This is a genomic window from Streptomyces sp. NPDC002564 (genome assembly GCF_042889645.1).
In the GTDB taxonomy this organism is placed as follows: domain Bacteria; phylum Actinomycetota; class Actinomycetes; order Streptomycetales; family Streptomycetaceae; genus Streptomyces.
In genome coordinates this window covers 588,077-613,613 of record NZ_JBIARE010000005.1, presented here as the reverse complement: position 1 = coordinate 613,613, position 25,537 = coordinate 588,077, and the positions used below count along the sequence as shown (strand labels likewise).

The 25,537-nt window shown below is 73.0% G+C and carries 15 protein-coding genes; 12 read left to right on the top strand and 3 right to left on the bottom strand.

What is annotated here, in order from left to right; all coding sequences use genetic code 11:
- Window positions 1-604: 604 nt before the first annotated feature.
- Window positions 605-4,492, bottom strand: coding sequence for an amino acid adenylation domain-containing protein (locus ACFYXE_RS21530; RefSeq protein WP_389314619.1), 3,888 nt, complete (start codon window positions 4,490-4,492; stop codon window positions 605-607).
- Between the two features lie 361 nt (window positions 4,493-4,853).
- Here ACFYXE_RS21530 and ACFYXE_RS21525 point away from each other — a divergent pair, with 361 nt between their 5' ends.
- From ACFYXE_RS21525 to ACFYXE_RS21495, 7 genes are all read left to right on the top strand, one after another.
- Window positions 4,854-6,188, top strand: a complete 1,335-nt coding sequence (locus ACFYXE_RS21525) for an MFS transporter (protein WP_389314617.1) — start codon at window positions 4,854-4,856, stop codon at window positions 6,186-6,188.
- A gap of 73 nt (window positions 6,189-6,261) precedes the next feature.
- The gene (locus tag ACFYXE_RS21520; protein ID WP_389314615.1) at window positions 6,262-7,077 is read left to right on the top strand and encodes a thioesterase II family protein; all 816 of its coding nucleotides are present in this window, start codon (window positions 6,262-6,264) and stop codon (window positions 7,075-7,077) included.
- Window positions 7,074-7,250 (top strand): hypothetical protein, encoded by a 177-nt coding sequence (locus ACFYXE_RS21515; RefSeq protein ID WP_389314613.1) that lies wholly within the window; start codon window positions 7,074-7,076, stop codon window positions 7,248-7,250. Before ACFYXE_RS21520 ends, ACFYXE_RS21515 begins: the two co-directional genes overlap by 4 nt.
- A gap of 86 nt (window positions 7,251-7,336) precedes the next feature.
- The gene (locus ACFYXE_RS21510) at window positions 7,337-11,038 is read left to right on the top strand and encodes an amino acid adenylation domain-containing protein (RefSeq protein ID WP_389314611.1); all 3,702 of its coding nucleotides are present in this window, start codon (window positions 7,337-7,339) and stop codon (window positions 11,036-11,038) included.
- On the top strand, window positions 11,035-12,273 hold the full coding sequence (locus ACFYXE_RS21505; RefSeq protein WP_389314609.1) for a cytochrome P450: 1,239 nt from the start codon (window positions 11,035-11,037) through the stop codon (window positions 12,271-12,273). The genes ACFYXE_RS21510 and ACFYXE_RS21505 overlap by 4 nt, the downstream gene beginning before the upstream one ends.
- Before the next feature lie 599 nt (window positions 12,274-12,872).
- Entirely contained in the window at window positions 12,873-14,456 is a 1,584-nt protein-coding gene (gntD, locus tag ACFYXE_RS21500; protein ID WP_389314607.1) for a guanitoxin biosynthesis L-enduracididine beta-hydroxylase GntD, read from the top strand.
- A 232-nt stretch (window positions 14,457-14,688) separates the two neighbouring features.
- The gene (locus tag ACFYXE_RS21495; protein ID WP_389314681.1) at window positions 14,689-17,718 is read left to right on the top strand and encodes a family 16 glycoside hydrolase; all 3,030 of its coding nucleotides are present in this window, start codon (window positions 14,689-14,691) and stop codon (window positions 17,716-17,718) included.
- 75 nt (window positions 17,719-17,793) lie between these two features.
- On the opposite strand, the gene ACFYXE_RS21490 is transcribed toward ACFYXE_RS21495, so the two are convergent.
- Both ACFYXE_RS21490 and ACFYXE_RS21485 read right to left on the bottom strand, forming a co-directional pair.
- Entirely contained in the window at window positions 17,794-18,234 is a 441-nt protein-coding gene (locus tag ACFYXE_RS21490; protein WP_389314605.1) for an OsmC family protein, read from the bottom strand.
- A 73-nt stretch (window positions 18,235-18,307) separates the two neighbouring features.
- Window positions 18,308-19,156: a GntR family transcriptional regulator gene (locus ACFYXE_RS21485; RefSeq protein WP_361179171.1), complete on the bottom strand. Its 849-nt coding sequence runs from the start codon at window positions 19,154-19,156 to the stop codon at window positions 18,308-18,310.
- Window positions 19,157-19,354: 198 nt separating this feature from the next.
- Between ACFYXE_RS21485 and ACFYXE_RS21480 the strand changes: the two genes are divergently transcribed.
- The 5 genes from ACFYXE_RS21480 to ACFYXE_RS21460 are packed head-to-tail and all read left to right on the top strand — an operon-like array spanning window position 19,355 to window position 25,510.
- Complete coding sequence (locus ACFYXE_RS21480; RefSeq protein WP_389314602.1) at window positions 19,355-20,626, top strand: extracellular solute-binding protein; 1,272 nt, start codon at window positions 19,355-19,357, stop codon at window positions 20,624-20,626.
- 54 nt (window positions 20,627-20,680) lie between these two features.
- The gene (locus ACFYXE_RS21475) at window positions 20,681-21,649 is read left to right on the top strand and encodes a carbohydrate ABC transporter permease (protein ID WP_389314600.1); all 969 of its coding nucleotides are present in this window, start codon (window positions 20,681-20,683) and stop codon (window positions 21,647-21,649) included.
- Complete coding sequence (locus tag ACFYXE_RS21470; RefSeq protein WP_389314597.1) at window positions 21,646-22,482, top strand: carbohydrate ABC transporter permease; 837 nt, start codon at window positions 21,646-21,648, stop codon at window positions 22,480-22,482. The genes ACFYXE_RS21475 and ACFYXE_RS21470 overlap by 4 nt, the downstream gene beginning before the upstream one ends.
- Window positions 22,483-22,526: 44 nt before the next feature.
- The gene (locus ACFYXE_RS21465; protein WP_389314595.1) at window positions 22,527-24,092 is read left to right on the top strand and encodes a beta-N-acetylhexosaminidase; all 1,566 of its coding nucleotides are present in this window, start codon (window positions 22,527-22,529) and stop codon (window positions 24,090-24,092) included.
- Window positions 24,089-25,510 (top strand): cellulose binding domain-containing protein, encoded by a 1,422-nt coding sequence (locus tag ACFYXE_RS21460; RefSeq protein ID WP_389314593.1) that lies wholly within the window; start codon window positions 24,089-24,091, stop codon window positions 25,508-25,510. The genes ACFYXE_RS21465 and ACFYXE_RS21460 overlap by 4 nt, the downstream gene beginning before the upstream one ends.
- Window positions 25,511-25,537: the final 27 nt, after the last annotated feature.

Here is a 25,537-nt window from a genome sequence, read left to right as displayed (position 1 = left end):
GCGGGGCGGTGCACCCAGGGGGTTTCGCCGGACCGTGCGGGGCGGTGCGCCGGCACGTCGGTTGCCGTTGCGCGCCGATGGGGCGCGGATACATTCTCTGGTCGGCCGACACGGTTCCCCCACGTAGTCGAGATCGATGACGATCACGCCAGTTCGCGGCATTTCGCATGCGCATGAACACGAACTGGACCAAGACGGCAAGAAAGCGGGACCGCGCATTGTGGATCGGCGCCCCCGGAGGGGCTGAAGCGCCCCTCCACCTCAATACAAGATCCATGTCTACCACAGGACAAGTCCATGGACTCCCCTGATTTACCGGAATTTTGCGGCGCCCGATTCGACCCATTCGATTGCCACAACTCACGGTGACATCGGGCTTGTTGATGTCGGCCCCGCATCACATGGAGTTACCGCGCAAGATCGCTTTCCGGCGGCCGACGGGCCCTGTGAGCAGGGGCGCGTTTACCGGTGGAGACCTCAGGGAAAGGCGGGACCGCCGCGGCGGTCCCGCCTTTCCCTGTCGAGTTCCGCTGCCACCCGTCCGGAATTCGAGATTCATCACGGAATTCATGCCGGGCCGCTCGGTCCGGGTGCGGGCGTTCGCTCACCCGGGTATATCGCCCAATGCGGTGTCAGGCGCCGCCAGGAGTGCGGCGAGAAGGGCCCGCAGACGCTCTCCGAGGCGCTGGGCGGCGGCGCGGCTGAACAGGTCGCTGCGGTGCCCCACCCACACCTCGGTGTCCCCGGCCAGGGCCGTCCCGGTGTCGTCCGCGGGTCCCGTCGGCGGGATCAGGAAGCTGAACGACAGGTCGAAGTCCGAGACCTGGTCCTCCGTACGCAGATGGCGCACCGTCTCGCCGTCCGCTCCCGGCGTCTCGGCCGTGCCGGAGATCACCGTCTCCACCAGCACGTCGAAGAGCGGATTGCGGCCCTGCCTGCGCGGCACGCCGAGATCGCGCACCAGCTGGTCGAAGGGGTATTCCTCGTGCTCCTGGGCGTCCAGCGCCGTCCGCACGCAGTCCTCGACGAGCCGGGTGAAGCCCGCGCCGGTGTCGAGCGGGGTGCGCAGCACCACCGTGTTAGCGAACAGTCCTGCCTCATGGGCGAGTTCGAGGGAGGTGCGCCCGGCGGAGACAGTGCCGAGCGCCAGGTCGGTCGCGCCGGTCAGGCGGTGCAGCAGCACCCGGACGGCGGCCGTGCACACCATGAACGGCGTGGCACCGCACCGCACCGCGAGCTCCTGGACGCCGCGGCTCACCTCGTCCGTCAGGGCGACCCGCACGAAGCCTCCCGCGTTGGCCCGCTCCGGACCCGGGGCGAGGTCGCCGGTCAGCGGCGGCGCGGGCGGCAGGCCGGCCAGCGCGGTGCGCCAGTAGGCGGCGTGCTCCGCGCCCCGCGGGCCCGCCAGGTCGATGTCGAGGCGGGCCGTGTGGGCCAGGTAGCCGGACGTCGCCGGGAGGTCCGGCGCCGCACCCCGCTCGAAGGCGCGGGCCGCGAGGAGCAGGTCCCGCACCAGGACCCCGTAGGACCAGCCGTCGTTGACCGAGTGGTGGATGTTGAAGAGCAGGACCGGCGGCCGGCCCGCGGTGGTCAGGCAGCGCAGCCGGAACAGCGGCCCCCCGGCCAGGTCGAAGCGCCAACGGCCTTCTTCCGCGCGGGCCTCGGCGAGGGCGTCGTCGAACGCCTCCGGCGCGACCCGCTGGAAGCGGGGCCGCACCCGCAGCCGCCCGGCCGGGCGGACCACCTGGAGGAGCTCGCTGGAGTCCTGGTCGCCGGACATCTGGAAGACCGTGCGCAGGGCCTCATGACGGTCCATCACATAGCCGACGGCGGCTTCCAGCGCGGCGGGGTCCAGCGGCCGCTCCGGCTGGTAGGCCTCGACCATGTTGTACGTGCGCAACGTCCCCTCGTCGAGGGACTCCAGGAGCCAGATGCGCGCCTGGGCGTGGGACGCGGGGCGGCTCGCGGCCCGGCCCGCGACGGGTGCGGGGGCGGGCGGGGCGGCCGGGGTGCGCCCGGTGGCCGCGGCCCGCAGCGCGGTGGCCAGCGCGCCGGGTGTGCGGGCGGTGAAGACCTGGCGTACCGGCAGGTCGCGGCCGTCCTGGCCCGCGCACAGGACGCCGACCAGCTGGGCGGCGGTCAGGCTGTGGCCGCCCGCGGCGAAGAAGTCCTCGTCCGCGGACCTCGGCGGCCGGCCGAACACGGCCTCCCAGGCGGTGGCCACCGCGCGGTCGGCCTCGTCGGCGGGGGTCCAGGTGGTGTCGGGTGCCTCGTCGGGTCCGGCGGCCAGGGCCGTCCGGTCCGTCTTGCCGTGCTGGGTCCGCGGCAGTTCGTCCACCTGGTGCAGTCGCGCGGGCACCATGTGCGCGGGCAACTGCTCGGCGAGCGCGGCCCGTACGGCGTCCGGGGCGAGCGCGCGGTCCGCGGTGTACCAGGCGCCGAGGACGAGACCGGCGGCTCCGGCGGGCAGGGGCAGCACGACCGCCTCACGGACGCCGTCCAGGGCGACCAGCGTCTGCTCCACCTCGCCGGGCTCGATCCGGTTGCCGTGCAGCTGGATCTGGTCGTCCGACCGGCCCAGGAAGTCCAGCGTCCCGTCGGCGTTCCAGCGGGCGAGGTCACCGGTGCGGAAGGCCCGGCCGACGCCCGGCAGCGGGCAGTCGACGAAGCGTGCCGCGGTGGCCTCGGGCGCGCCGAGGTAGCCCCCGGCCGCGACGGCGGGGCCGCCCACGTACATCTCCCCCGGCACGCCGACGGGTGCGAGGTCGCCGCTCGGCGTCAGGGGCAGGACCGCGAAGCCGGGGGTCGGTCGGCCGATGGGCACGGCGCCGAGCCCGGCGGCCTCCGCGCCATCGCAGGTGAACGTCGTGCAGGCGATGGTGGTCTCGCTCGGGCCGTACAGGTTCGCGAAGGTGCCGACGCGCAGCCGTCCCCGGGTGCGGGCGAGCAGGCCGCGGGGGATCGCGTCGCCGCCCAAAAGGAGGTGGGGCACGTCGAATCCGGCGTCCGGCGGGAGCACCTCGATCATCGTGGAGAGCAGGCTCGGCACGCAGTTGACCATCGTGACGCGGTGCTCGCGCAGGCGTGCCCAGAACGTCAGCGGGTCCAGTTCGTCCGGGGCGCCGACGGCGACCACCGAGCCGCCGGCACCGAGGGCGAGGAAGATCTGGAAGGTGGTGGCGTCCGAGGAGATGGCCGAAAGCAGTGCGCAGCGCAGGTCCTCGTCGACGCCCAGCAGGCCGGCCGACGCGACCACGTGATGGGCGATCTGGTCGTGCCGCAGCACCACGGGTTTGGGCAGGCCGGTGGAGCCCGAGGTGAAGAAGACGACCGCGTCGTCCTGCGGGCGGGGTGCGGGCAGCGGGTGCAGGACCTCGTCGTCCTGCGCCGCCTCGGCGGCGGTGCGCAGGTCGGGGGCGCGCAGCAGGGGCGGCCCGTCGTCGCCGACGGCCGTCTCGCCGATGAGCAGGCGGGCCGCGCTGCCGTCCAGCAGCCGCCGGACGCGGGCGGCCGGGTGGCGCGGGTCGACGGGGACGTAGGCGGCGCCCGCCCGGAGGACGGCCAGCACGGCGAGGACGAGGTCGGCGCCGCGCGGCAGGGCGACCGCGACCCGGTCGCCGGGCCGGATGCCGTAGTGGTCCACGAGGTGGTGCGCCGCGCGTGCGGAGCGCGCGGCGAGGTCGGCGTGGGTCCAGGTGAGGCCGGACTCGATCACGGCGGGCCGCCGCGGGTGCCGTTCGGCGGCGGCCCCGGCCAGTCCGGGCAGGGTGCGGGGCGCGAAGGACGCGGGCAGCGGCAGGCCGCTCCACGCCGTCAGCTCGGCCCGCTGGGCGGAGGTGAGCGGGTCGGTCTCGCCCGCGGTGCGGTGCGGGTCCTCGGCGATGGCGTCGAGGGTGGCGGCGAGGCAGCGGGGCAGGTCGGCGGCGGCCGCGGGCACGCGGCCGCCGGGGCCGTCCACGCTCAGCAGGATCGATCCCTCGTCCGTCAGCCGACCGCGGACCAGCAGGTCGGCGGGGGCGGTGAGCCGTGACGCGCCCCAGGCGACGGCGAGTTGCCCGAGGGCGGATCCGTCCGCCTCGCCGACGGCGTCGAGTTGGCCGCGCAGCACCTCGCGGTCCTGCCACGGCTGCGCCGACGCCTCGGCGAGGTCCGCGTGCAGGGCCTGGAGGAAGTCGCTGACCTTGCGGTCCGGCCCAAGTGCGGTGCGCAGCACCACTTCGGCGGGGGACGCGCCCGGCAGCGGGCACAGGACCGCGAGGTCGTCCCCGGCGCCGAAACGGCCGAGGGCGAGCCGGGTGGCGGCGATGAGCAGCAGATGCAGGCCGGTCGGGTCGTCACCGGCGAGGCGGCGCAGGACGGCCGCCCGCTCGCGCGGGACCTCGGCGTCGGCGGGGGCCTGCGCCGTGGGCCCGCCGACGGGGAGCAACGCCTCGCGGGTCATTCCGCGGAGCGCGGTCAGCCAGTGCACTCGGACGGCCGCTTGTTCCAACAATGATTTCCCCCTCGAAAGCCAGGACGACGGCAGAGACCGCCTCTGGGATCCGGACACCCGATGGAATAACAGCAGGGTGGAGGCTGAGATTTCTAGAGGGGGGCCAGGCGAATAGCCGAAACGCAGTCGGCCGCTAGATCGGCCCGACACCCCGTCCTTGGCACGTGGTCAGCCGACAATCCCCCGCTGACATCAGGCAACTGACGCAGCGTCATGAACGTTGGCATGGGCCCTACAGACCGTCAATGTGACCTGCGCCACAGGCAATTCGATTGAGGGCCGAGAACGACAGTGGTTAGGTTGTGGTCGCTTCTTACGGCCGACTTACCGGCCCAGGCTCGTGCCAAAACATTTTCGGGGGATGAAACGGGGCGCCCGGTCAGCGGCAACGACCACTCCTTCACGCACTCCCCCCTGGGAAATAAGGAACTGTGTGAGTTCGTTCCAGCTCTTCCGCGCGAATCCGGCATTTCGGCGGTACTGGTCCGCCCGGTCGGTTTCCCTCGTGGGGGACGGCGTAGCCACCGTCGCCCTGCTGCTGCTCATCACCGGGAGCGGGGCGAGCGCCACCGGAGTCGCGGCACTGTTGCTGGCCCAGGCGGTCCCGAGGTTCTTCGGACCGGTGGCCGGCGCGCTGCCCGACCGGTTCGAGGTGAAGCGCCTCCTGCTCTTCGCGGAGATCGGTCAGGGCGCCGTCTTCATCGCCATCGCCCTGGTGCCCTCCAACACCGCGCTCCTGGTCCCCCTCGTCGCCCTCGCCTCGTCGCTCTCGACGGTCTTCAACGCCGCCGGACGCACCGTCATGCCACGCCTCGTCGAAGCCGACCAACTGGTGCCCGCCAACGCCTGGATGGGGACGGCGTTCAACCTCCAGGCGGCGCTCGGCCCGGTGCTCGGCGGCACGGTCGCCGCGCTCATCGAGCCCCGCGGCGCGCTGCTGGTCAACGCGGTGACGTTCTTCGTGGGCGCCGCGCTGCTGCTCGGCATGCCCCGGATGGAACCGAGCGGCCCCGCCCCCGGCGACGGCCCCGGATTCCTCGCGGGCATCGGCGCCGGCATCGCCTTCACCTGGCGGCACCGGCTGGCCCGTTCGATCTTCCTGCTGCTGCTCCTGGGCATCATGTTCGCCTCCCTGGACAACGTGGTCCTGGTCTTCCTCGCCCGGGACGTCCTCGATTCCGGTTCCTTCGGCTTCGGTCTGCTCGGCACCGGATCGGGCGCCGCGATGGTGCTCGCCTCGCTCTGGCTGACCCGGTCCACGACGAAGGTGTCGGCCGTGGCGCTGCTGGCCGGCGGCTGGCTCGTGGCGGGCCTGGGCATCGCGCTGACCGGTATCGCCCCGGTGCTCGCGGTGGCCGTGGCCACCCAGGCCGTCATGGGGGTGGGCAACAGCGTCGCGATGATCGGCGAGGAGACGCTGCTGCAGAAGGGCGTGCCGCCCGAGATGCTGGGGCGCGTCGGCGGGGCGCTCTCCTCCGCCGCCTTCGCGGGCAGCGCCCTTGCCTACGCGGTCGGCGGTTTCGTCGCCACCGCGCTGGAGCCCCGGGCCTCCCTGGTCATCGCCGGTGTCGGCCTGATGGTCGTGACCGTGTGCTGTCTGCCGGGCCTGCGCTCGGGCGACCGCGTCGACGACACCGAGGCGCCGGCGCCCGACGACGACCCGACGCGCGGCACGGCACCCACGCCCTCCGCATGACCGGCGTACGCCCGCAGGCCCGCGGCAGCGGCCCGCGCCCCGACGTCCGCCCGGTCGCCGGGGAGCGCGCGCGGTGACGGCTGGGCGCGGCGGAGTGCTCGCCTGGGACCCGCCCCGGACCGCCCGCGTCCACCTCGTGTGCCTGCCGCACGCGGGCTCCGGGGCCTACCAGTTCCGGTCCTGGCAGAAGCTGCTAGGCCCGGAGGTCTCCGTCCTCGCCGTGCAGTTGCCCGGGCGCGAGGACCGCTGGCAGGAGCCGCCCGCCACCCGGGTCGACGACGTGGTCGACGCGCTGGTGCCGGAGCTCCTCGACCGCCTCCACCTGCCCTATGTGGTCTACGGGCACAGCATGGGAGCGCTGCTCGGGTACGAGACGGCGCTGCGGCTCGGCGCCCGGCACGGCCGCCCGCCCGCGCACTTCGTGGCCGCGGCCGCCCGGGCACCGCACGAACCGCCGGAGCCCGGCGGGATCGACGGGCTGAGCGACGCCGCGCTGGTGGCCGACCTGATCGCGCAGGGCGCACTGCCGGAGCGCGTCGCCCGCGACGAGCGCCTGATCCGGCTCGTGACCCGTCCGCTGCGCGGCGACGTCACCCTCTGCGAGAGCTACACGCCCCGGCCCGGCGCACGGCTGCCCTGCCCGCTCGACAGCTGGCGGGGAGCGGACGACCCCGGGGTGTCCCGTGCCCAGGCCGAGCGGTGGAGCGCGTGCGCCACCGGCCGTACGACGGTCCGCGCCTTCCCCGGCGGCCACCTCTTCCATCTGGACGATCCGCTGCCCGTCGTCGACGGACTCCGCCGGATCGCCGCCGAGGCACTGTCCCGGGACGCGCCGGCCGGGGACGCGCCGCTCTCCGACCGCCGGCCAGTCGACAAGGAGTCACGGTGACCACCACGGACACCTCCTCGGGCAGCGGGCCCGCCGTGCACGCGGCGGGACGGTACGGGCGGCGCGCCCCTACGCGCCACGAAGGAACGGGCCGTCCGGTCCGGCCTCTCGCCCACGACCTGCGCACGTCCGTCGTCCTGCGCCGGCCCGCCCCGGCACGCCTCATCGCCTGAAGCCCACCCGCCCCCACCACCCCTACGCCCTTCTCCCTTCTCCACCCACTCATCTCCTCTCGCCTGCACACCGAAAGGATCCCGCCATGACTTCTGCCGAGCCGACGGCTCACGCTCCGGAAGGCTGGACGGTTCCGGAACCCGACGTCCTGATCGCCGCGACCATCGCCGTCCTGGGCCACTTCGACGGCGACGCCGATCAGCTCCTGACGGTGTGGCAGGACGGCGCCGCCCGTACGATCCGTGTCGCCACTGACACGGACGCGGTGACCGCCGACCTCCTCGATGCCACGCGGACCGCGCTGCGGCACGCGGACCCCGCACCGGCCGCCGGGGCGGCCCGGCTGCTCGACGTCTCCGGGGACTGCCCCGCACCGGCCGAGCCCGACCTCTTCGTACGCCTCGCGTCCGGCCGGGACGGCGTGCACGTCACGGCAGGACCGGCGTGGGCCCGCACCGCGAGCCCGCAACGGCTCGCCGACATCGTGCTGCGCGTCGCCCGGCACCTCGCCGAACCGGGCGCCGCCGACGCCCCGCTCTCCCGCCTGCCGTTCCTCACCGCCGACGAGCACCGCCGCCTGGTCGTGGAGCTCAACGACACGGCGGGAGACGTTCCCGCGCGCACGGTCGCCGAGGCGATCGCCGACCTCGCGCGCCAGGACCCGCACGCCCCGGCCGTCATCACCCGCGACCGCACCCTCAGCCGCGGCCGCCTCCAGGACCTGGCCCGCACGGTGGCCGCCGATCTGGCCGCGGCGGGCCTGGGCCGGGGCGACGCGGTCTACGTCTGCCTCCCCCGCTCCGCCGAACTCGTGGTCGCCTGGACCGCCGCGCTCGGCGCCGGCATCGTGTGCGTCCCCGTGGACCCCGCCTACCCGCGGGCCCGGATCGAGCAGATCGTCCGGGGCGACTCCCCCGTCGTCCTCACCACCGCCTCGACGCACGACCTGATCCCGCACGCGCACCGGATCCCGGTCGACTTGGAGCGGCCGGCCGAGGCCCCCGCCGACGCCCCCTGGCCCGTGACGGCCGCGCCGGAGTCGACGGTCTACGTCATGCACACCTCCGGCTCGACGGGCGTCCCCAAGGGCGTCGCGATCCGTGAGATCGGGCTGCGCAACCTGATGCACGTCTCCGCCCGGCAGTTCGGCCTCGGTCCCGGGCGCCGCTCGCTCAGCCTGGCCAGCCCCGGCTTCGACGCCAACGTCTGGGAGTTGCTCGCCCCGCTCTACGCGGGGGCCGCCGTGGTGCCCTACGACGACCAGCTGATCTCGGCGAAGGGCCTCGCCGAGTGCGTGCGCGAGACCGACGCCGACACCTTCTTCCCGTTCTCCCCGCTGCTGATCCGGCTCGACCCGGAGGACTTCCCCGGCATCCGGACCGTCATCACCGCGGGCGAGCTGTTCAGCCAGGACCTGGTCGACCGCTGGCAGCCCGGCCGCGACATGATCTACGCCTTCGGCCCCACCGAGGCGACGGCCCTCCAGTCCTGGCACCACTGCCACGCCGGCGCACCCGACCCCGCCCCCTCCATCGGCCGCCCCATGACCAACCTGCGGATGTGGCTGGTCGACCCGTGGGGCGGGCACGCGGCACCCGGCGCCGTCGGGGAGCTCTTCATCGGCGGCCTCGGGGTCGGCGCGGGCTACGCCGGGCAGCCCGAGGCCACGGCCGCCAAGTTCGTCGTCCGGCCCGAACTGGACGGCGACCGTACGCTCTACCGCACCGGAGACCTGGCGAGCTTCCGCCCGGACGGCGCCATCGACTTCCGCGGCCGCAAGGACAACCAGGTCAAGCTCCGCGGCTTCCGCGTCGAGCTCGGCGAGGTGGAGACGGTGCTCGGCGCCCTGCCCGGCATCGACACCGCGATCGCCGTGGTCCACGAGACGAGCGGCGAACGCCTCCTGGTCGCGCACCTCATCCCGCGCCCGGGCGGCGAGCTCCCCGACGCGGCCGAGTTGCGCGAGCGGCTGGCCGACGTGCTGCCGTACTACATGCTCCCGAGCGCCTTCGTCCCGCTCACCGAAGTCCCGTACACCCCGAACGGCAAGATCGACCGGACGGTGCTCGCCGCGCGGCCGCTGCCCGGGACGCCGGTGGCTACGGCGGTCGCGGAGCCGCCTCGGGACGGCGGTGTCCTCACCGAGGTCAGCGCGGTCTTCGCCGATGTGCTCCGGCTCCCCGGCGTCGCGCCCGACCAGGACTTCTTCGCCTCCGGCGGCCACAGCCTCGGCGTCGCGGAGATCGCCGCGCGCCTCAACGACCACTACGGCACGGACATCCGCGCCCGCGACCTCTTCGAGCACCCCACGCCCGGGTCCCTCACCGCCCGCCTCACCGAACTGCTGCCCGCCGGGGCGGACCCGGCGGGCGCGGCCGACGCGGCCCCCGCGCCGACGGCCGACGGCGCCGAGGGAGCGACGGGGCTGCTGCCCGTGCAGGCCTGGCAGTGGCTGCTGCGCCAGGCCAGGCCCGAGGACGACGCCGCCTACAACGTCCCGACGCTCTTCACCTGCGGGGGCGACGTCGATGCCGACCGGCTCCGCGCCGCGCTGGCCGACGTCCGGCTGCGGCACCCGATGCTGCGGGCCACCGTGCACGAGGCCAAGGGCACTCCGCAGGTCACGCTCGACGGGCCGCCGCTGCCCCTGGAGGTCGTCGACCTGCGCGCGGCGGCCGACCCGGAGGCCGCTTGCACCGAGGCCGTCCGGCAGCGCGCCAACCGGACGGTCGACCTGGCGAGCGGCCCCGCGCTCCGCACCACGCTCTTCCGGCTGCCCGACGGCGTGCACCGCCTCCTGACGGTCTGCCACCACATCGTCAGCGACGGTCCCGGCATCGATGTCCTCACCCGCGACCTGGTGGCCGCCTACGAGGGCACCGCGGCCGGGCTGCCGCCGCTGACCCGCGACCCCCTGGCCGTCGGCGGCAACGAGTCCCGGCTCCTCGCCGAGGGCGCCTTCGACGGACAGCTCGACCACTGGCGCGCCGTCCTCACACCCCCGCCCGCCCCGCTGGCGCTGCCCGTGGACCGGCCCCGCACCCGGCCCGGCGGCGCCCGTACGGCGGCCGTCGAGGTCGAGTTCGGCGCGGCGTCCACCGCGGCCCTGCGCGAGGTGGCCCGGCAGGCCCTGACCGGCCTCGCGGCTCCGCTCGCCGCGGCGGCGGCCGTCGTCCTGCGCCGGGCCACCGGCGACGACGACATCTGCCTGGGCACCCCGGTCAACCTCCGGGGCCAGCTCGGCCTGTCCGAGCACCTCACCAACGGAGCCAACTCCACGGCCCTGCGCCTGCGTCCGGGACCGGCCACGCTCGCGGAGCTGGTCGCCGAGGTCGCGGGCCAGATGCACCAGGCCATCGACCACGCGCGCCTGCCCTTCCACCATGTGGTGGACCGGCTCGCGGTGCCGGCCGAGCCGCTGCGCAACGCGCTGTTCGACGTGTTCGTGACGTGTTACCGGCAGAGCGAGGCGGGCACCGCGCCCGGCCTCACCCTGTCCGGGCGGGTCGTCCCGCTGGACTCGGGCCTGTGCGACCTGTCGTTCCAGGGCTGCGAACACCGCGACGGGCTCACGCTGATCCTGCAGTACGACAGCGACCTCTACCACGAGGACTCCGCCCGGCTGTTCCTCGACCGGTGGCGGACCGCGCTGGAGGCCGTCGCCACCGAGCCCGGAACGCCGTGGCAGGAACTGGGCCTCGGTGGCACGGCCGTGCGCAGCGCCCCGGTCGCCGGTTTCGGCGGATTCCGCTTCGACGCCCCCGCCGGTGAGGGGGTGGCCGGATGAGCGTCCCGCCGCCCGCCGTGCGGGAGAGGTCCCGGCCGACGGATCCGCGCTCCGTCAACCTGGCCGACCCGTCCGTGCACGCCGAGTTCGACCTCGGCGAGCTGTGGCGCCGCCAGCGCGCCGAGGAGCCGGTCGCCCGGCACGACCACGTCCCGGGCCAGGACCCCTTCTGGGTCGTCTCCCGGCACGCCGACGTCATGGACGCCTACCGGCGCCCGCAGGACTTCGGTTCGGCGTCGGGCAACGTCATGGACACCCTGCTGCACGGCGGCGACTCGTCGTCCGGGCGGATGCTCGCGGTCTCCGACGGCGAACAGCACCGGGGCGTCCGGCGGGTGGTGCAGCGCGGGTTCTCCCCCGCGCTCCTGGACCGGCTCGGCGCCTCGATCCGGGCGGCGACGCGCAAGCTCGTGGCCCGGGCGGTGGAGCGGGGCCGCTGCGACTTCATGAAGGACGTCGCCGCGCACATCCCGATCGCCGCGCTCTGCGAGCTCCTCGGCGTGCCCGACGCGGACAGCGACTACCTCATGAAGCTGGCCAACTCGGCGCTCGGTTCGGACGCGCCCGGGCAGACGGCACGCGACGCGCAACTGGCGCAGAGCGAGATCCTCGTCTACTTCGCCCAGCACGCCCGCAAGCTGCGGACCGCGCCGCGCGACGACCTGCTGAGCATGCTGACGACGAGCGAGCTCGACGGCAGTCCGCTGCGGGACGACGTCATCGTCTTCAACTGCTACAGCCTGGTGCTCGGCGGGGACGAGACGACCCGACTCGGCATGGTCGGCGGGCTGCTCGCCCTGATCGAGCACCCCGAGCAGTGGGACCGGTTCAAGAACGGGCACACGCCGGTCGAGCTGCTGGTGGAAGAGGTCATGCGGTGGACCACGCCCGCGATCCACGTGGGCCGTACGGCGCTGCGCGACACCGAGCTGGGCGGGCGGCGGATCGCCGCGGGTGACGTGGTCACGCTGTGGAACACCTCGGCCAACCGGGACGAGCGCGTCTTCGCCGACCCGGAGTCCTTCGACGGCGCGCGCCGCCCCAACCGGCACGTGAGCTTCGGCTTCGGCCCGCACTTCTGCGTGGGCGCCCAGCTCGGCCGGGTGGAGCTGGGCGCGCTGTTCGAGGCGCTGCGGGCCGAGGTGGGCCACGCGGAGGTCACGGGGCCGCCGGGGCGCTTCTACTCCAACTTCCTCAGCGGGATCAGCAGCCTCCCGGTGGAGCTGCACCGCTGAGGGCGCGGGCGGACGGGGGCCGGCGGAGCGGAACCGCCGTCGGTCCCGTACGCGTGTGCGGTCCTGTCCCGGTTCCCGTGACCGGCAGCGGAATTGAAGGATTGCCGCGCCGGAAGAACGAAACGCCAAATGGCCCCGCCGGGCAATTGCGGGGCGATATCGGGACTCCCCGGCACAGGGCTATCCCCTATTCGTCCCGGCACGATACTGCAAAGTTGATCACGGCCGTCAAGGGCGGTTCGAATCCTTTTCCTTCCTTTTCCCTTTCCCTGCGGAGTCGCCAATTCCCCTTACTGACAGCCTTGCTGATCAATCGCCACTCTGGCATTGTCTTCCAATAGATGGGTCGGCGGACGGGGTGCAGCGATAGCCGCCGATAAACTCATCGAGAGGTATCTGCTGCTCCACCGAAGCCGGCCGACGCCCGACCGGAAGTCCGCTGTGCGGCCACTCGGGCCCACGGCGTGGAGAACGCTCCGCGCACGGCGCGGAACCCGCCCCGGATGCTCGCTTCCAGCGGGTCACTGCTGTGGCGAGCGTCTCGACCACACAGCCCCCGTGCCAGCCGATCGCACCGTCGAAGGGCAGGTCGCCGCACCGTGTTCGCCTCCCAGAGCATTCGCACGCTCCCCGGCCGCTATGTGATCGACCTCCTCGACGACGGCCGACTGCCCCCGGGGGGCTGGCTGGCCGCCGTCCGCGGGCCGGAAGGCCTGACGGTCGTCGTCCCCGCGGACCAGGAACAGGACCAGGAACGGGACCAGGACCCGGCCCCGGGCGGCACCGGCACCGGCACCGGAACCGGCCGAACGGTGTGGGTGCCGCTCTACAGCGGCGCCACCGCGCACGGCCTGGACGTGCCGGGCATGCTGGCGGGCCTGCTCACACCGCTGGCGGCGGGCGGCGTGCCCGTCTTCGTCGCCTCCACCCACGATGCCGACGTGGTCCTGGTGCCGGAGGACCGGCTCGAAGGGGCCGCCCGGTTGCTGCGCGCGGCCGGACACCAGGTCACCGGGCTGCCGCGCGCGGCCGGACACCGGATCACCGAGACGGAAGAGCGCCACCGACCAACCCCCCGAAGCAACGAGGAGAGCACTGCGATGGACCTCTCGACTCCCCGAGCCGTGGGCGAGCTCCCGCTGCGCCCGAAGGACGGATCGCCCTGCCTGGAGCTGACCGCCGAGGAGCGCGCGGAGATCCGGGAACTCGCGGACAGCCTGCTGGACGCGCCCGGGGACGTCCCGCTCGACCAGCGGCTCGACCAGATCGCCCTCGCCGCCCACGACGTACCGGCCAGACTCCGGGCGCAGCTCATCGACTTCCGGCTGACCGGCCGCCCCTACGGCGGCCTCGTCCTGTCCAACCTCCCCGTCGACGAGGGGCTCGTCGGCCCGACCCCGACCAGTTACACCACCGAGCCGGACAGCCGCGAGGCGGACCGGGCCACGGCGCTGCTCCTGCTGATCGGCTCGCTGATGGGCGACCCGGTGTCCTATCTGACCCAGCAGCGCGGGCGCATGACGCTCGACGTCTTCCCGATCAAGGGGCACGAGTACCAGCAGCTGGGGTCCAGCTCCACCACCAACCTGGAGTGGCACAACGAGGACGCCTTCCACCCGCTGCGTGCCGACTGGATCATGCTGATCGGCCTGCGCAACCACGACGGGGTGCCGACCACGTTCGCCCCCGTGCAGGATCTCGACCTCGACGAGGCGACGCGGGAGTTGCTGTTCCAGGAGCGGTTCGTGATCCTCCCCGACGAGTCGCACACGGCGGCCTTCAACAGCGAGACCACCGGGATGGGCGAGGCGAGCTGGGTCAAGGACGCCTTCGCCAAGATCGCGGAGATGAACGAGACCCCGCGCCGCACGGCGATCCTGTCCGGCGACCGGGACGCGCCGTTCGTGCGGATCGACCCCGCGTTCATGCCCAAGGACCTGGGGACCGAGGCGACGGCCGCACTCGAGGCGGTCATCGCCGCCTTCGACGCGAAGCTGCGCGACGTCGTCCTCGGCCCGGGCGACCTGCTCATCGTCGACAACATGCGCGCGGTGCACGGCCGTCGGCCCTTCACCGCCCGGTACGACGGCACCGACCGGTGGCTGCGGCGCATCAACGTCCTGGCCGACCTGCGCCGGGCGGCGGGCCGTCGCTACACCGCGCACGGACGCGCGCTCGTCTGACCGGCCGGCCCGGTCCTGCCGCGCGGTGGCGAACCGCGCGGCAGGCCGAACGCCCTCCTCCGTCGCGGCTGACTCCGGCCATCCGCGCGGCAGTTCTTCCTTTCTCTGGACAAAGTGTGGACGCGCCTGGACGCCGTCCCTACGCTGAGCGTCGCTCCGGCACAGAGATCTGCGTACCCCCCGACGGAACCACGCAGGAGGAAGAGTGTCGCCACGCCGTACGCCCACGCCGTTGTCCGGCCCGTACCGCCGCAGGGCCCGAAGATCCAGTCGCAGGGCCCGAAGATCCACCGGTCTGCTGCTCACCGTCCTGCTCGGCGGCGGGCTGCTCGCGCCCACCGCGACCGCGAAGGACGGCCCACGCCCCTTCGCGGACCTGCCGCCGCAGGAACCGGGCGTCACCCTGCGGGTGTTCGACGTGCAGACCCCGCTGAAGAAGCTGTGCGACCTCAAACCCGCGCAGACCCCCAACGTAGACAAACTGATCCCGACGGCCGACTGGACGTCCACCGACGGCTTCGGGTTCAGCAACAACTTCGTGTCGCAGATCATCGGCAACCTGAAGGTGCCCGAGGCGGGCTCCTACGACTTCCGGCTGATCAGCGACGACGGCTCGCGGCTCTTCCTCGGCCAGCAGAAGGTCGTCGACCACGACGGGCTGCACGGCGCCGAGCCCAAGGACGGCAGCGTCACGCTCAACGCCGGCTACCAGCCGCTGCGCATCGACCACTTCGACGCGGGCGGCGACCAGCAGGTCACGCTGCAGTGGAAGCCGCCGGGCGCGGACGGGTTCAGCACCGTGCCCCAGTCCGCGCTGAGCACGGACGCCGGAGTCGTGCGGGTGACGGCGCCCGGCCGCAAGGAGTGCGAGGGCACGTACGACACGCCCGGCGACGGGCTGCCGCTCACCGAGGTCAACCCCGGGTACAAGCTGACCGACCTGCGCCCGAAGGGCTTCGAGCCGCAGGTGTCCGCGATGGACTGGCTGCCGGACGGCCGCCTCGCGATCTCCACGTGGGGCGGCAGCACGGAGACGAAGGGCGAGGTGTACCTCCTCGACCACGTCACCGGGGACACCGGGCCCGACAAGGTCACGTACAAGAAGGTCGCCGACGGGCTCAAGGAGCCGATGGGCATCAAGTACGTGGACGGGAAGCTGTACGTCTCGGAGAAGCACCAGCTGACCGAGCTGAACGACAAGGACGGCGACGACGTCGCCGACGAGAAGCGCAAGATCGCCGAGTGGCCGTACGGCGGCAACTTCCACGAGTTCGCCTTCGGCCTGCTCTACGACAAGGGCGACTTCTACCTGAACCTCTCCGTCGCCATCAACTACGGCGGCGCGACGACCGACCCGCAGCCCGCACCGAACCGGGGCACGACCATCAAGGTCAACAAGGCGACGGGCAAGGTCAGTTATCTCGCGGGCGGCCTGCGCACGCCGAACGGCATCGGGCGCGGCCCCGGCGGCGACCTGTTCGTCACGGACAACCAGGGCGGCTGGCTGCCCGCCTCCAAGCTGGTGCACGTCAAGCAGGACCGGTTCTTCAACCACTACATGAACCCGGACGGGCCCTACGACGACAAGCCCGTCACCAAGCCGGTGCTGTGGCTGCCGCAGAACGAGATCGCCAACTCGCCCAGCACGCCGATGCAGTTGAAGCAGGGGCCGTTCGCCGGGCAGATGGTCTTCGGTGACGTCACCTACGGCGGGCTGCAGCGCGCCGACCTGGAGAAGGTCGACGGCGAGTACCAGGGAGCGGTGTTCCGGCACACGCAGGGCCTGGAGTCCGGCATCACGCGGATCAGCACGGGGCCCGACGGCGCGATCTACACCGGGGGGCTCGGCGCCGACGGGAACTGGGGCCAGGAGGGCAAGCTCCGCTTCGGCCTGCAGAAGCTGACACCGACCGGCAGGACGGCGTTCGACATCAAGACGATGCGCGCCACCCGGGACGGCTTCGCCCTCACCTACACCAAGCCGCTGTCGGCGGAGACCGCGGCCAAGCTGACCAAGGGCGCCTACTCCGTCGAGCAGTGGCGCTACGTGCCGACGCCCGCGTACGGCGGCCCGAAGGTCGACGAGGAGTCGCTGCCGGTCGCCGCGGCGACGCTGTCCAAGGACCGCCGCACGGTGCAACTGAGCATCCCCGGACTGAAGTCGGACCGGGTGGTGCACGTGCGCTCGCCGCGCCCGTTCTCCTCCGCCGAGGGCGAGCAGCTGTGGTCCACCGAGGCCTGGTACACGCTCAACGCCAAACCGGGACCGAAGGAGCCCGTCACCACCTACGACGCCGAGTCCGCGAAGCTGTCCGGCGGCGCGGGCATCGACACCGAGCACGCGGGCTACACCGGCGGCGGCTTCGTCGACGGTTTCGGCGACAAGGGCGCGAAGGCGGCCTTCGACGTGGTGGTCGACAAGGCCGGCCCGTACGACGTGGGCCTGCGCTACGCCAACGGCCCGCACCCCGCCCCCGGCACCAAGACGGTCGGCATCGGCGTCAACGGCGCCCCGGCGCAGCGGACGAGCCTGCCCTCGACGGGCGAGTGGAACCGCTGGTCCACCAAGTCCGAACGGCTCACCCTGCGCCAGGGGCACAACACGATCACCTACTCCGTGGGCCCCGACGACACCGGCCATGTGAACCTCGACGCGCTCGACGTGCGCACCCCCGGCAGCCGCGTCGACCTGTTCTCCGGCGGCAGCCTCGCCACGGCCTGGCAGCACTCCGACGGCCGCAGCGCCACCTGGCCGCACGCCGCGGAGAGGTCGGTGGAGGTCGGCAGCGGGGACCTGCGCACCAAGCAGCACTTCGGGGACTTCAAGCTGCACGTCGAGTTCCGCGTCCCGAAGCTGCCGGACGACGTCACCGGGCAGGACCGCGGCAACAGCGGGGTCTACCTCCAGGAGCGGTACGAGGTGCAGATCCTCGACTCGTACGGCGTGGCGAAGCTGGCGGACAACGAGGCGGCGGCGATCTACCAGAAGAAGGCCGCCGACCTCAACGCGTCCACGGCTCCGGAGACATGGCAGACGTACGACATCACCTTCCGCGCCGCCCGGTTCGGTGCGGACGGCAAGAAGACGTCGGACGCGCGGGTCACGCTGGTGTGGAACGGCAAGAAGGTCCACGACGACGTGGCCGTGGACGGGCCGACCGGGGCGGGCGACCCGGAGTCGGCCGCGGCGGGCGCGATCCGGCTGCAGGACCACGGCAACAAGGTCCGCTTCCGCGACGTGTGGGTGGAACCGCTGAACTGAGCGGGCCACCGGACCCAGCGGGCCCCGACGACGGCACACGGGCCGTCGTCGGGGCCCGCTCCCGCGGGGCGGGGGCTAGCCTCCCGCGAACAGGATCGTCCCGTCCGGGCCCTGCGCCTCGACGCGGGCGCCGTGTTCGACGGTGCGGCTGACCGTGCAGTACTTCTCGTGGGTCAGCCGGATGGCGCGCTCCAGCGCCTCGGCGGCCCGGGTGTCGCCCTCCGGCAGGTCCAGCTCGTAGGAGACCCGGACGACGCCGACACGGCCGTCGTCCTCGGGCCGCGAGACCGAGTCCACCGTGATGCGCAGGCCGTCGTGGTCGACGGTGCGCGCGGTGCGGTCCACGACGAGCCCGCCGCAGCCGCCGAGCGCGGCGAGCAGGAGCTCCACGGGGGTGAAGGAGGGCTGGGCGTCGGGGTCGTCGGCGGCGGCGATCCGGACCTCGGCGCCCCGGTCGTTGCGTGCGGTCCAGTCGCGTTCGCCATTGCGAACGGTCTCGATGCGATAGTCGGCCATGGCGGAACGGTAACCAGGGGGCGGCGCTCCGGCGCGCAGGCCGGTCCGGCGAGTGTCGGTCCGGGCGGTCCGGTCAGGGCGCCTGCTGGACGTCGCCCCGGGTGGAGGAGGCGACGGTGTCGCGGTGGGCGAAGTCGCCGGGCGGGATGCCGGGGTGGTGGCCGGGCAGCGGCTCGGCGGTGGTCGCGGCGGGGCCGAGGGTGAGCCGGGAGACGATGCGGTAGCGGTCGCCGCGGTAGAGGGAGTGCACGTACTCGACGGGCCGCCCGGAGGTGTCCGAGGTGAGCCGCTCGAAGAGCAGCGCGGGGGACAGTTCCGGCACGTCGAGGAGGTCGGCCTCCGCGCGGGTGACCACGGTCGGCTCGATGGCCTGGACGGCTTCGCGGACGTGCACGTCGTGGTGTTCGCGCAGGTGCTCGTAGAGGTCGCCGCTCTCCAGCTCCTGGGCGCTGAGGCCGGGCACCAGGTCGGCGCGGATGTGCAGGTGCTCGATGGCCATGGGCGAGCCGTCGACGAGCCGGAGCCTGGCGACGTAGACGATCCGGGCGGCGGGCGACAGGCGCAGCTTGCGGCCGACGCGGGCGCCCGCCTGGATGGTGGTGAATTCGAGCAGGCGGCTGGACCAGGCGCCCGCGGCCGGGGGCACCGCGAGGGCCTGCTCCCGCGAGACGAGCTCCTGGGTGATCTTCTCGGGGGCGACGAACATGCCGCGGCCGTGTTCGCGGACGAGAAGACCCGCGGCGACGAGCTCGTCGACGGCGGCGCGCAGGGTCGGCCGTGACACGCCGAGGTCCGCGCAGAGGGTGCGCTCGGAGGGGATGGCGTCACCGGGGCGCTGCGACTCGATGAGTTCGAGGATGTGGTCGCGCACGCGCTCCCGCTTGAGCACCGCTCCCGGCGCCTGCCTGTTCGTGTCGGCCACCGTCCGCCCCCTCGCGCCGTCCGTCCGCCCCGTAGGACCAGTTGCCTGACCAGTTGACCACACGGGCCCGGTGATCGACAACTGACCAGCATTTACCGGGGGGTTGACGCCTCCATTGGTCCATGCCACCTTTCTCCATCACCAGAGGTCACCTGACCAGTTGCCCAACTGGTCAGGTCCGACTCCCAGAGGTGGCCCGTGAAGCTCCGCTTGCTCGCCGGTCTGTCCGCGCTCGTCGCGGCCGCCGGGCTCAGTGCCTGCAGTTCGTCCGGCTCCGGCGACGGGGTGTCCGGGGACGGCGGGCGGACGACCATCGACGTGTGGCTGATGCGCGACAGCGTCTCGGCCGCCTTCCAGAAGGACTTCGAGAAGGGTTTCGAGGCCGCGCACCCCGACATCGACGTACGGGTGCAGGTCCAGGAGTGGGACGGCATCGGCGAGAAGGTCACCGCCGCGCTGGCCAGCAACGACGCACCCGACGTCATCGAGACCGGCAATACCCAGGTCGCCCAGTTCGCGCAGAGCGGCGGACTGCTCGACCTCAGCGACAAGGTCGGCGAACTCGGCGGCAAGGACTGGCTGAAGGGCCTGGCCGAGCCGGGCGCGTACGAGGGCAAGCAGTACGGCATCCCGTACTACGCGGCGAACCGCGTCGTCGTCTACCGCACGGACCTGTTCAAGAAGGCGGGCATCGACGCCGGGACCATCACGACACGCGCCCGGTGGATCGCCGCGACGAAGAAACTCGACCGGGGCGACGGGCAGGGGATCTATCTGCCCGGACAGAACTGGTACACCCTCTCCGGCTTCGTCTGGGACGAGGGCGGCGACCTCGCCACCGAGACCGACGGCACCTGGCGGGGCACCCTCGACTCGCCCGGGGCGCTGCGCGCGATGGCCTTCTACGCGAAGCTGCAGGCGCTCGGCAAGGGCCCCGAGGACTCCGACGAGGCACAGCCGCCGCAGGCCGAGGTCATGGCCAAGGGCAACGTCGCGCAGATCGTCGCCACCCCCGGGGCCGCCAACGTCGTGGTGCAGAACAACGCGGCGCTCAAGGGCAAGCTGGGCTTCTTCCCGATCCCGGGGAAGACGGCGAAGACGCCCGGCGCGGTCTTCACCGGCGGCTCCGACCTGGTGATCCCCACGGTGTCGCAGCACCACGACGCCGCGTACACCTTCGTCAAGGAGCTCACGGGCGACGCCTGGCAGAAGAAGCTCGCCGTCGCGATGAGCTACGTGCCCAACAAGACGACGCTGGCCGGCGCCGTCGCCGAGGACCCCGGGGCGTCCGCGATGGCGGTCGGCGCCGCCGTCGGGCACGCCACGCCGAACACCCCGGGATGGGCCGCCGTCGAGGCGAAGAACCCCGTCAAGGACTACATGACGGCCGTCCTGACCGGCGGCGATCCGGCACGGGAGGCGAAGAGGGCGTCCGAGGCGATCACCTCGGCGATGAAGTCCGGGTCCTGACCGGCCCCCACCGGACCGGGTCCCGGACGCTTCCCACCGAAAGGAGTGCGCGCCGTGTCGGTCGTCCACGAGCGGACCACGCCCCGCCCCCTCACCCGCCCGCCCCGCCGTCCGGCGCGCGCCGCCCGCCGGCCCACCGCCGCCGGCATCTGGCCGTACCTGCTGGTCGCCCCCACCGTGCTCGGCATGCTGTACCTGCTCGCCTATCCGCTGGCCCGGGCGGTGGTGATCTCCTTCCAGGACTTCGGTCTGCGCCAGCTCATCCTCGGCGACGCGCACTTCACCGGGCTCGACAACTACACGACCCTGCTGTCCGACCCCCGCTTCTGGACGGTGGTGCGCCGCACCTTCCTCTTCATGGCGGTCAACGTCGTGCTGATCATGGTGCTGGCCACGCTGGTGGCGCTGATGGTGGAGCGGCTGGGCCGGTTCGGGCGGGCCGCCGTGCTCAGCGCCCTCGTCCTCGCCTGGGCGATGCCGGTGGTCGCGGCCACGACGGTGTTCCAGTGGCTGTTCCACTCGGAGTTCGGGATCGTCAACCACACGCTGACCCGCCTCGGCTTCGGCTCGTTCGAGGGCTATCCCTGGCTGGCGCACGGCCCGGCCGCCTTCACCATCCTGGTCGCCCTCGTGGTGTGGCAGTCGGTGCCGTTCGCCGCGATCACGCTGTACTCGGCGCTCACCACCGTGCCGGTCGAGCTGTACGAGGCCGCGCGCATCGACGGCGCGTCCGGGGCGCGCGTCTTCCGGTCCGTCACGCTGCCGATCGTGCGGCCCATCTTCATGCTGGTGCTCTCCCTGGAGGTGATCTGGACGTTCAAGGCGTTCGTGCAGATCTGGGTGATGACCCGCGGCGGGCCGGGCGACGCGACGACGATCCTGCCGGTGTACGCGGTGCAGACGGCCCTGTCCGGCCAGCACTACGACCTCGGCTCGGCGGCGTCGATGCTGACGGTGCTGCTGATGTCGGGCGTGCTCGTCCTCTACTTCCGGCAGATGTTCCGACAGGAGGCCGAGCGGTGACGGCCCCGCGCGCGCTGCGCCGCCTGCCGCTGCGGATCGCCGCGGCCTGCACGGTCGTCGTGTGTCTCTTCCCCGTCTACTGGATGGTGACGACGGCCTTCAAGCCGTCCCGTGACATCCAGTCGGAGAACCCCCGGCTGCTGCCGCAGAGCTGGACCCTTGACCACTTCCGGCGGGCCGTCGACGCGGACGGCTTCGGCCTGTTCTGGCGCAACAGCGTGCTCGTGACGCTCGCCGCGGTGGTGCTGGCGCTCCTGGTGGCGCTGGGCGCGTCCTTCGCGGTGGCCCGCATGCGGTGGCGGGGCCGGCGGCAGTTCATGCTCCTGGTGTTCGTCGCGCAGATGGCGCCGTGGGAGTCGCTGATCATTCCCGTGTACATCATCGCGCGGGACACCGACATGCTGGACCGGCTGCCGACGCTGACGCTGGTGTACTTCATGATGACGCTGCCGTTCACCATCGTCGTGCTGCGCGGCTTCATCGCCACGATCCCGCCGGAGCTGGAGGAGTCGGCGCAGGTCGACGGCTGCACCCGGGCCGGCGCGTTCCGGCACGTGGCGTTCCCGCTGCTCGCACCCGGGCTGATGGCGACCTCGCTGTTCGGCTACATCACGGCGTGGAACGAGTTCGCGTACGCCAACTTCCTGATCATCAAGCAGCAGGACCACCGGACGCTGCCGGTGTGGCTGTCCTCGTTCCACAACACGTTCGGCACCGACTGGGGCGCCACGATGGCCGCCTCCACCCTGTTCGCGCTGCCCGCCCTCGTGATCTTCCTGCTGCTGCAGCGGCAGGTGACCTCGGGATTCGCGGCCGGCGCCGTGAAGGGCTGACCCGCCCGCCCAGGACCGATCCGCCCGCCCACTGGAGGTTCGCCGTGCCCGCACACCGCCCCGCGCCGGTCCCGCTGCCCGCCCACCTGTCCTGGCGCCCCGGCCACTTCACCCTGACCAGGGACACCGCCGTCCGGACGAGCCCGGGCGCCGGCCCCGCCGCCGACCTGCTGCGCACCCTGCTGGCCCCGGCCACCGCCCTGCCCCTGCCGCCCTCCCCCGACGGCACGGTGGTGCTGGCACTCGACCCCCAGCTGCGCGGCCTGGGCGAGGAGGGGTACGGCCTCACCGTGGGCCCGGACGCGCTGCTCCTGCGGGCCGCACACCTCACCGGGCTGCTCCGGGGCGTCCAGACGATCCGTCAGCTCCTGCCGCCCGAAGCCCTCTCCCGCACGCCGCGGCGCGGCACGCCGTGGCGCCTGCCGTGCGCGGAGATCACCGACGTCCCCCGGCACGCCTGGCGCGGCTTCATGCTCGACGTGGCACGCCACTTCCAGCCGGTGTCCCTGCTGCGCCGCTACGTCGATCTGCTCGCCCTGCACCAGCTGAACGTGCTGCACCTGCACCTGACCGACGACCAGGGCTGGCGCATGCCGGTCGCCGCGTACCCGCGCCTGACCGAGGTCGGAGGCCGGCGCGCCGAGTCGATGGTCGGCCCGGCGGGCAGCACCGGCTTCGACGGCGTACCCCACCAAGGCTTCTACACCCGGGCCGAGTTGACGGATCTCGTCGCCTACGCCGCCGCGCGGGGCGTCACCGTCGTGCCGGAGCTGGAGATGCCGGGACACGCCCGGGCCGCCCTCGCCGCGCACCCCGAACTCGGCAACGACCCGGGGCGGCGGCTGGACGTCTGGACCCGCTGGGGCGTGTGCGACACCGTCCTCGCCGTCGACGACCGGGTGCTCGACTTCTGGCGCACCGTCCTCGACGAGGTGATGGAGGTCTTCCCCTCGCCCCATGTGCACATCGGCGGCGACGAGTGCCCCACGACGGAGTGGGCGGCGAGCCCGGCGGCCCGCGCCCGCGCCGCCGCCGAGGGACTGCCGGACACGGACGCGCTGCGCGGCTGGTTCCTCGGCCGGATCGGCGCGCACCTCGTCGGGCGGGGCCGGATCCCGACCGCGTGGGCGGAGACGGGCGAGGGCCTGCCGCCGGAGTTCACCGTCATGACGTGGCGGGACCCCGAGCACACCCGCATGGCCCTCAAGCGCGGCCACCGGGTCATCAGCTGCCACCACCGGGCCGCCTACCTCGACTACGCCCAGTCGGCCGACCCCGCCGAACCGCAGGGGCAGCCGGGGGCGGTGGTCGACCTGCGCGCCGTGCACGGGCACGAACTGCCCGACGACACCGAGACGTCCGGCACGCTGCTCGGCGTACAGGCGGAGCTGTGGACGGAGTTCGCCGCCACGGCGGACCAGGTGGACCGGCTGGTCTTCCCCCGACTGTGCGCCCTCGCCGACCGCGCCTGGCACGGCACCACGCCCTGGTCCGGCTTCCACGACCGGCTGCGCGCCCACGGAGCGCGGCTCGCCGCGCTGGGCGTCCGGCACGGCCCCCTCGACCCGTACGCCCCTCTCCCCCACCGTTCCCGGAAGGAACAGTCATGAGCAGGACGATCCTCAGCAGATCGGCGAAGCGCTCCCTGACCTGCGCGGTCGCCGCCGCGCTCGGCTGCGCGGGCCTCCTCGCGCTGCCCGCCGACGCCACCGCGGCCGCCGGCGACCTGACCGTGCAGTACCACACCGGCTCCACCGGCACCGACCAGGCCGAACCGTGGCTGAAGGTCAAGAACACCGGCACCTCCGCCGTCGCGCTCAGCGGCGTCAAGGTCCGCTACTACTTCAAGTCCGACGCGGGCGCGCCCAGTTACCGCTTCGCCTGTTCGTGGGCGGTGAAGGGCTGCGCCAACGTCACCGGGACGTTCGGCACGCTCGCCCACCCGACCGCCACCGCCGACCGCTACCTGGAGATCGGCTTCACCCCGGGGGCCGGCTCGCTCGCGGCGGGCGCCGACACCGGCGATCTGCAGCTGCGCTTCCACCGCGCCGACTGGCAGGCGCTGAACCAGCGGGACGACTACTCCTTCGGCGCCGACCGGTCCACGTACGCGAACTGGCCGAAGGTCACCGCGCAGGTCGACGGCGCCACGGTGTGGGGCACCGCGCCCGAGGGCAACGACCCGACCGACCCCACGGACCCGACCGACCCGCCGGGCGACGGCGCCACGCTCTTCGACGACTTCAGCTACACCGCGTACAACGACCCGAAGATCGCGGCGCACGGCTGGAACGTCCGCTCCAACTCCGGCGGGCCCGGGGTGCCCGGCGCGACCTGGGACCCGACGAACGTGACGTTCGCGCCCTCGGGCGGCGGCACGGTGATGAACCTGGAGACGTCGACGGCGGGCACGGGCGCGAGCACCGAGCAGACCGAAGTGCTCACCAAGGCCATGAAGTTCAAGAACGGGACCTACGCGGCCCGCGTCAAGTTCAGCGACGCGCCGCGCGGCGGGCCCGACGGCGACCACCTGGTGCAGACGTTCTTCACCATCAACGACCTCAAGGAGCCGATGGCCGACGACTACGCCGAGTACGACTTCGAGTACCTGCCCAACGGCGGCTGGGGCGAGCAGTCGAACATCCTCTACACGACCTCCTGGGAGACCTACAACCCCGATCCGTGGCAGGCCGTCAACCAGCACACCGAGAGCCGGCAGAGCTACGCGGGCTGGCACGACCTGGTGGTGACCATCGACAACAGCGCCATCCGGTACTACGTCGACGGGCAGCCGTTCGGCACGCACGACGCCGCGTACCTGCCGGAGCGCCCCATGTCGATCAACTTCAACCAGTGGCTGATCGACTTCGCGGGCCAGTCGAGCACCACGCCCCGCTCGTACGACCAGCAGGTCGACTACGTCCTGCACGTGAAGGACCAGGTGCTGACCCCGGCCCAGGTGTCCGCCAAGGTCGCCGCCTACCGGGCCGCGGGCACCGCGTTCGAGGACACGGTGCCGGGTTCGTGAGGGCACGGGGGACGGGGCCCGGCCGCC

Coding starts and splice junctions, on each gene's coding strand:
- ACFYXE_RS21460 (WP_389314593.1), top strand. CDS start 24,089: ATGAGCAGGACGATCCTCAGCAGATCGGCGAAGCGCTCCCTGACCTGC.
- ACFYXE_RS21525 (WP_389314617.1), top strand. CDS start 4,854: ATGAAACGGGGCGCCCGGTCAGCGGCAACGACCACTCCTTCACGCACT.
- ACFYXE_RS21490 (WP_389314605.1), bottom strand. CDS start 18,234: ATGGCCGACTATCGCATCGAGACCGTTCGCAATGGCGAACGCGACTGG.
- ACFYXE_RS21505 (WP_389314609.1), top strand. CDS start 11,035: ATGAGCGTCCCGCCGCCCGCCGTGCGGGAGAGGTCCCGGCCGACGGAT.
- ACFYXE_RS21510 (WP_389314611.1), top strand. CDS start 7,337: ATGACTTCTGCCGAGCCGACGGCTCACGCTCCGGAAGGCTGGACGGTT.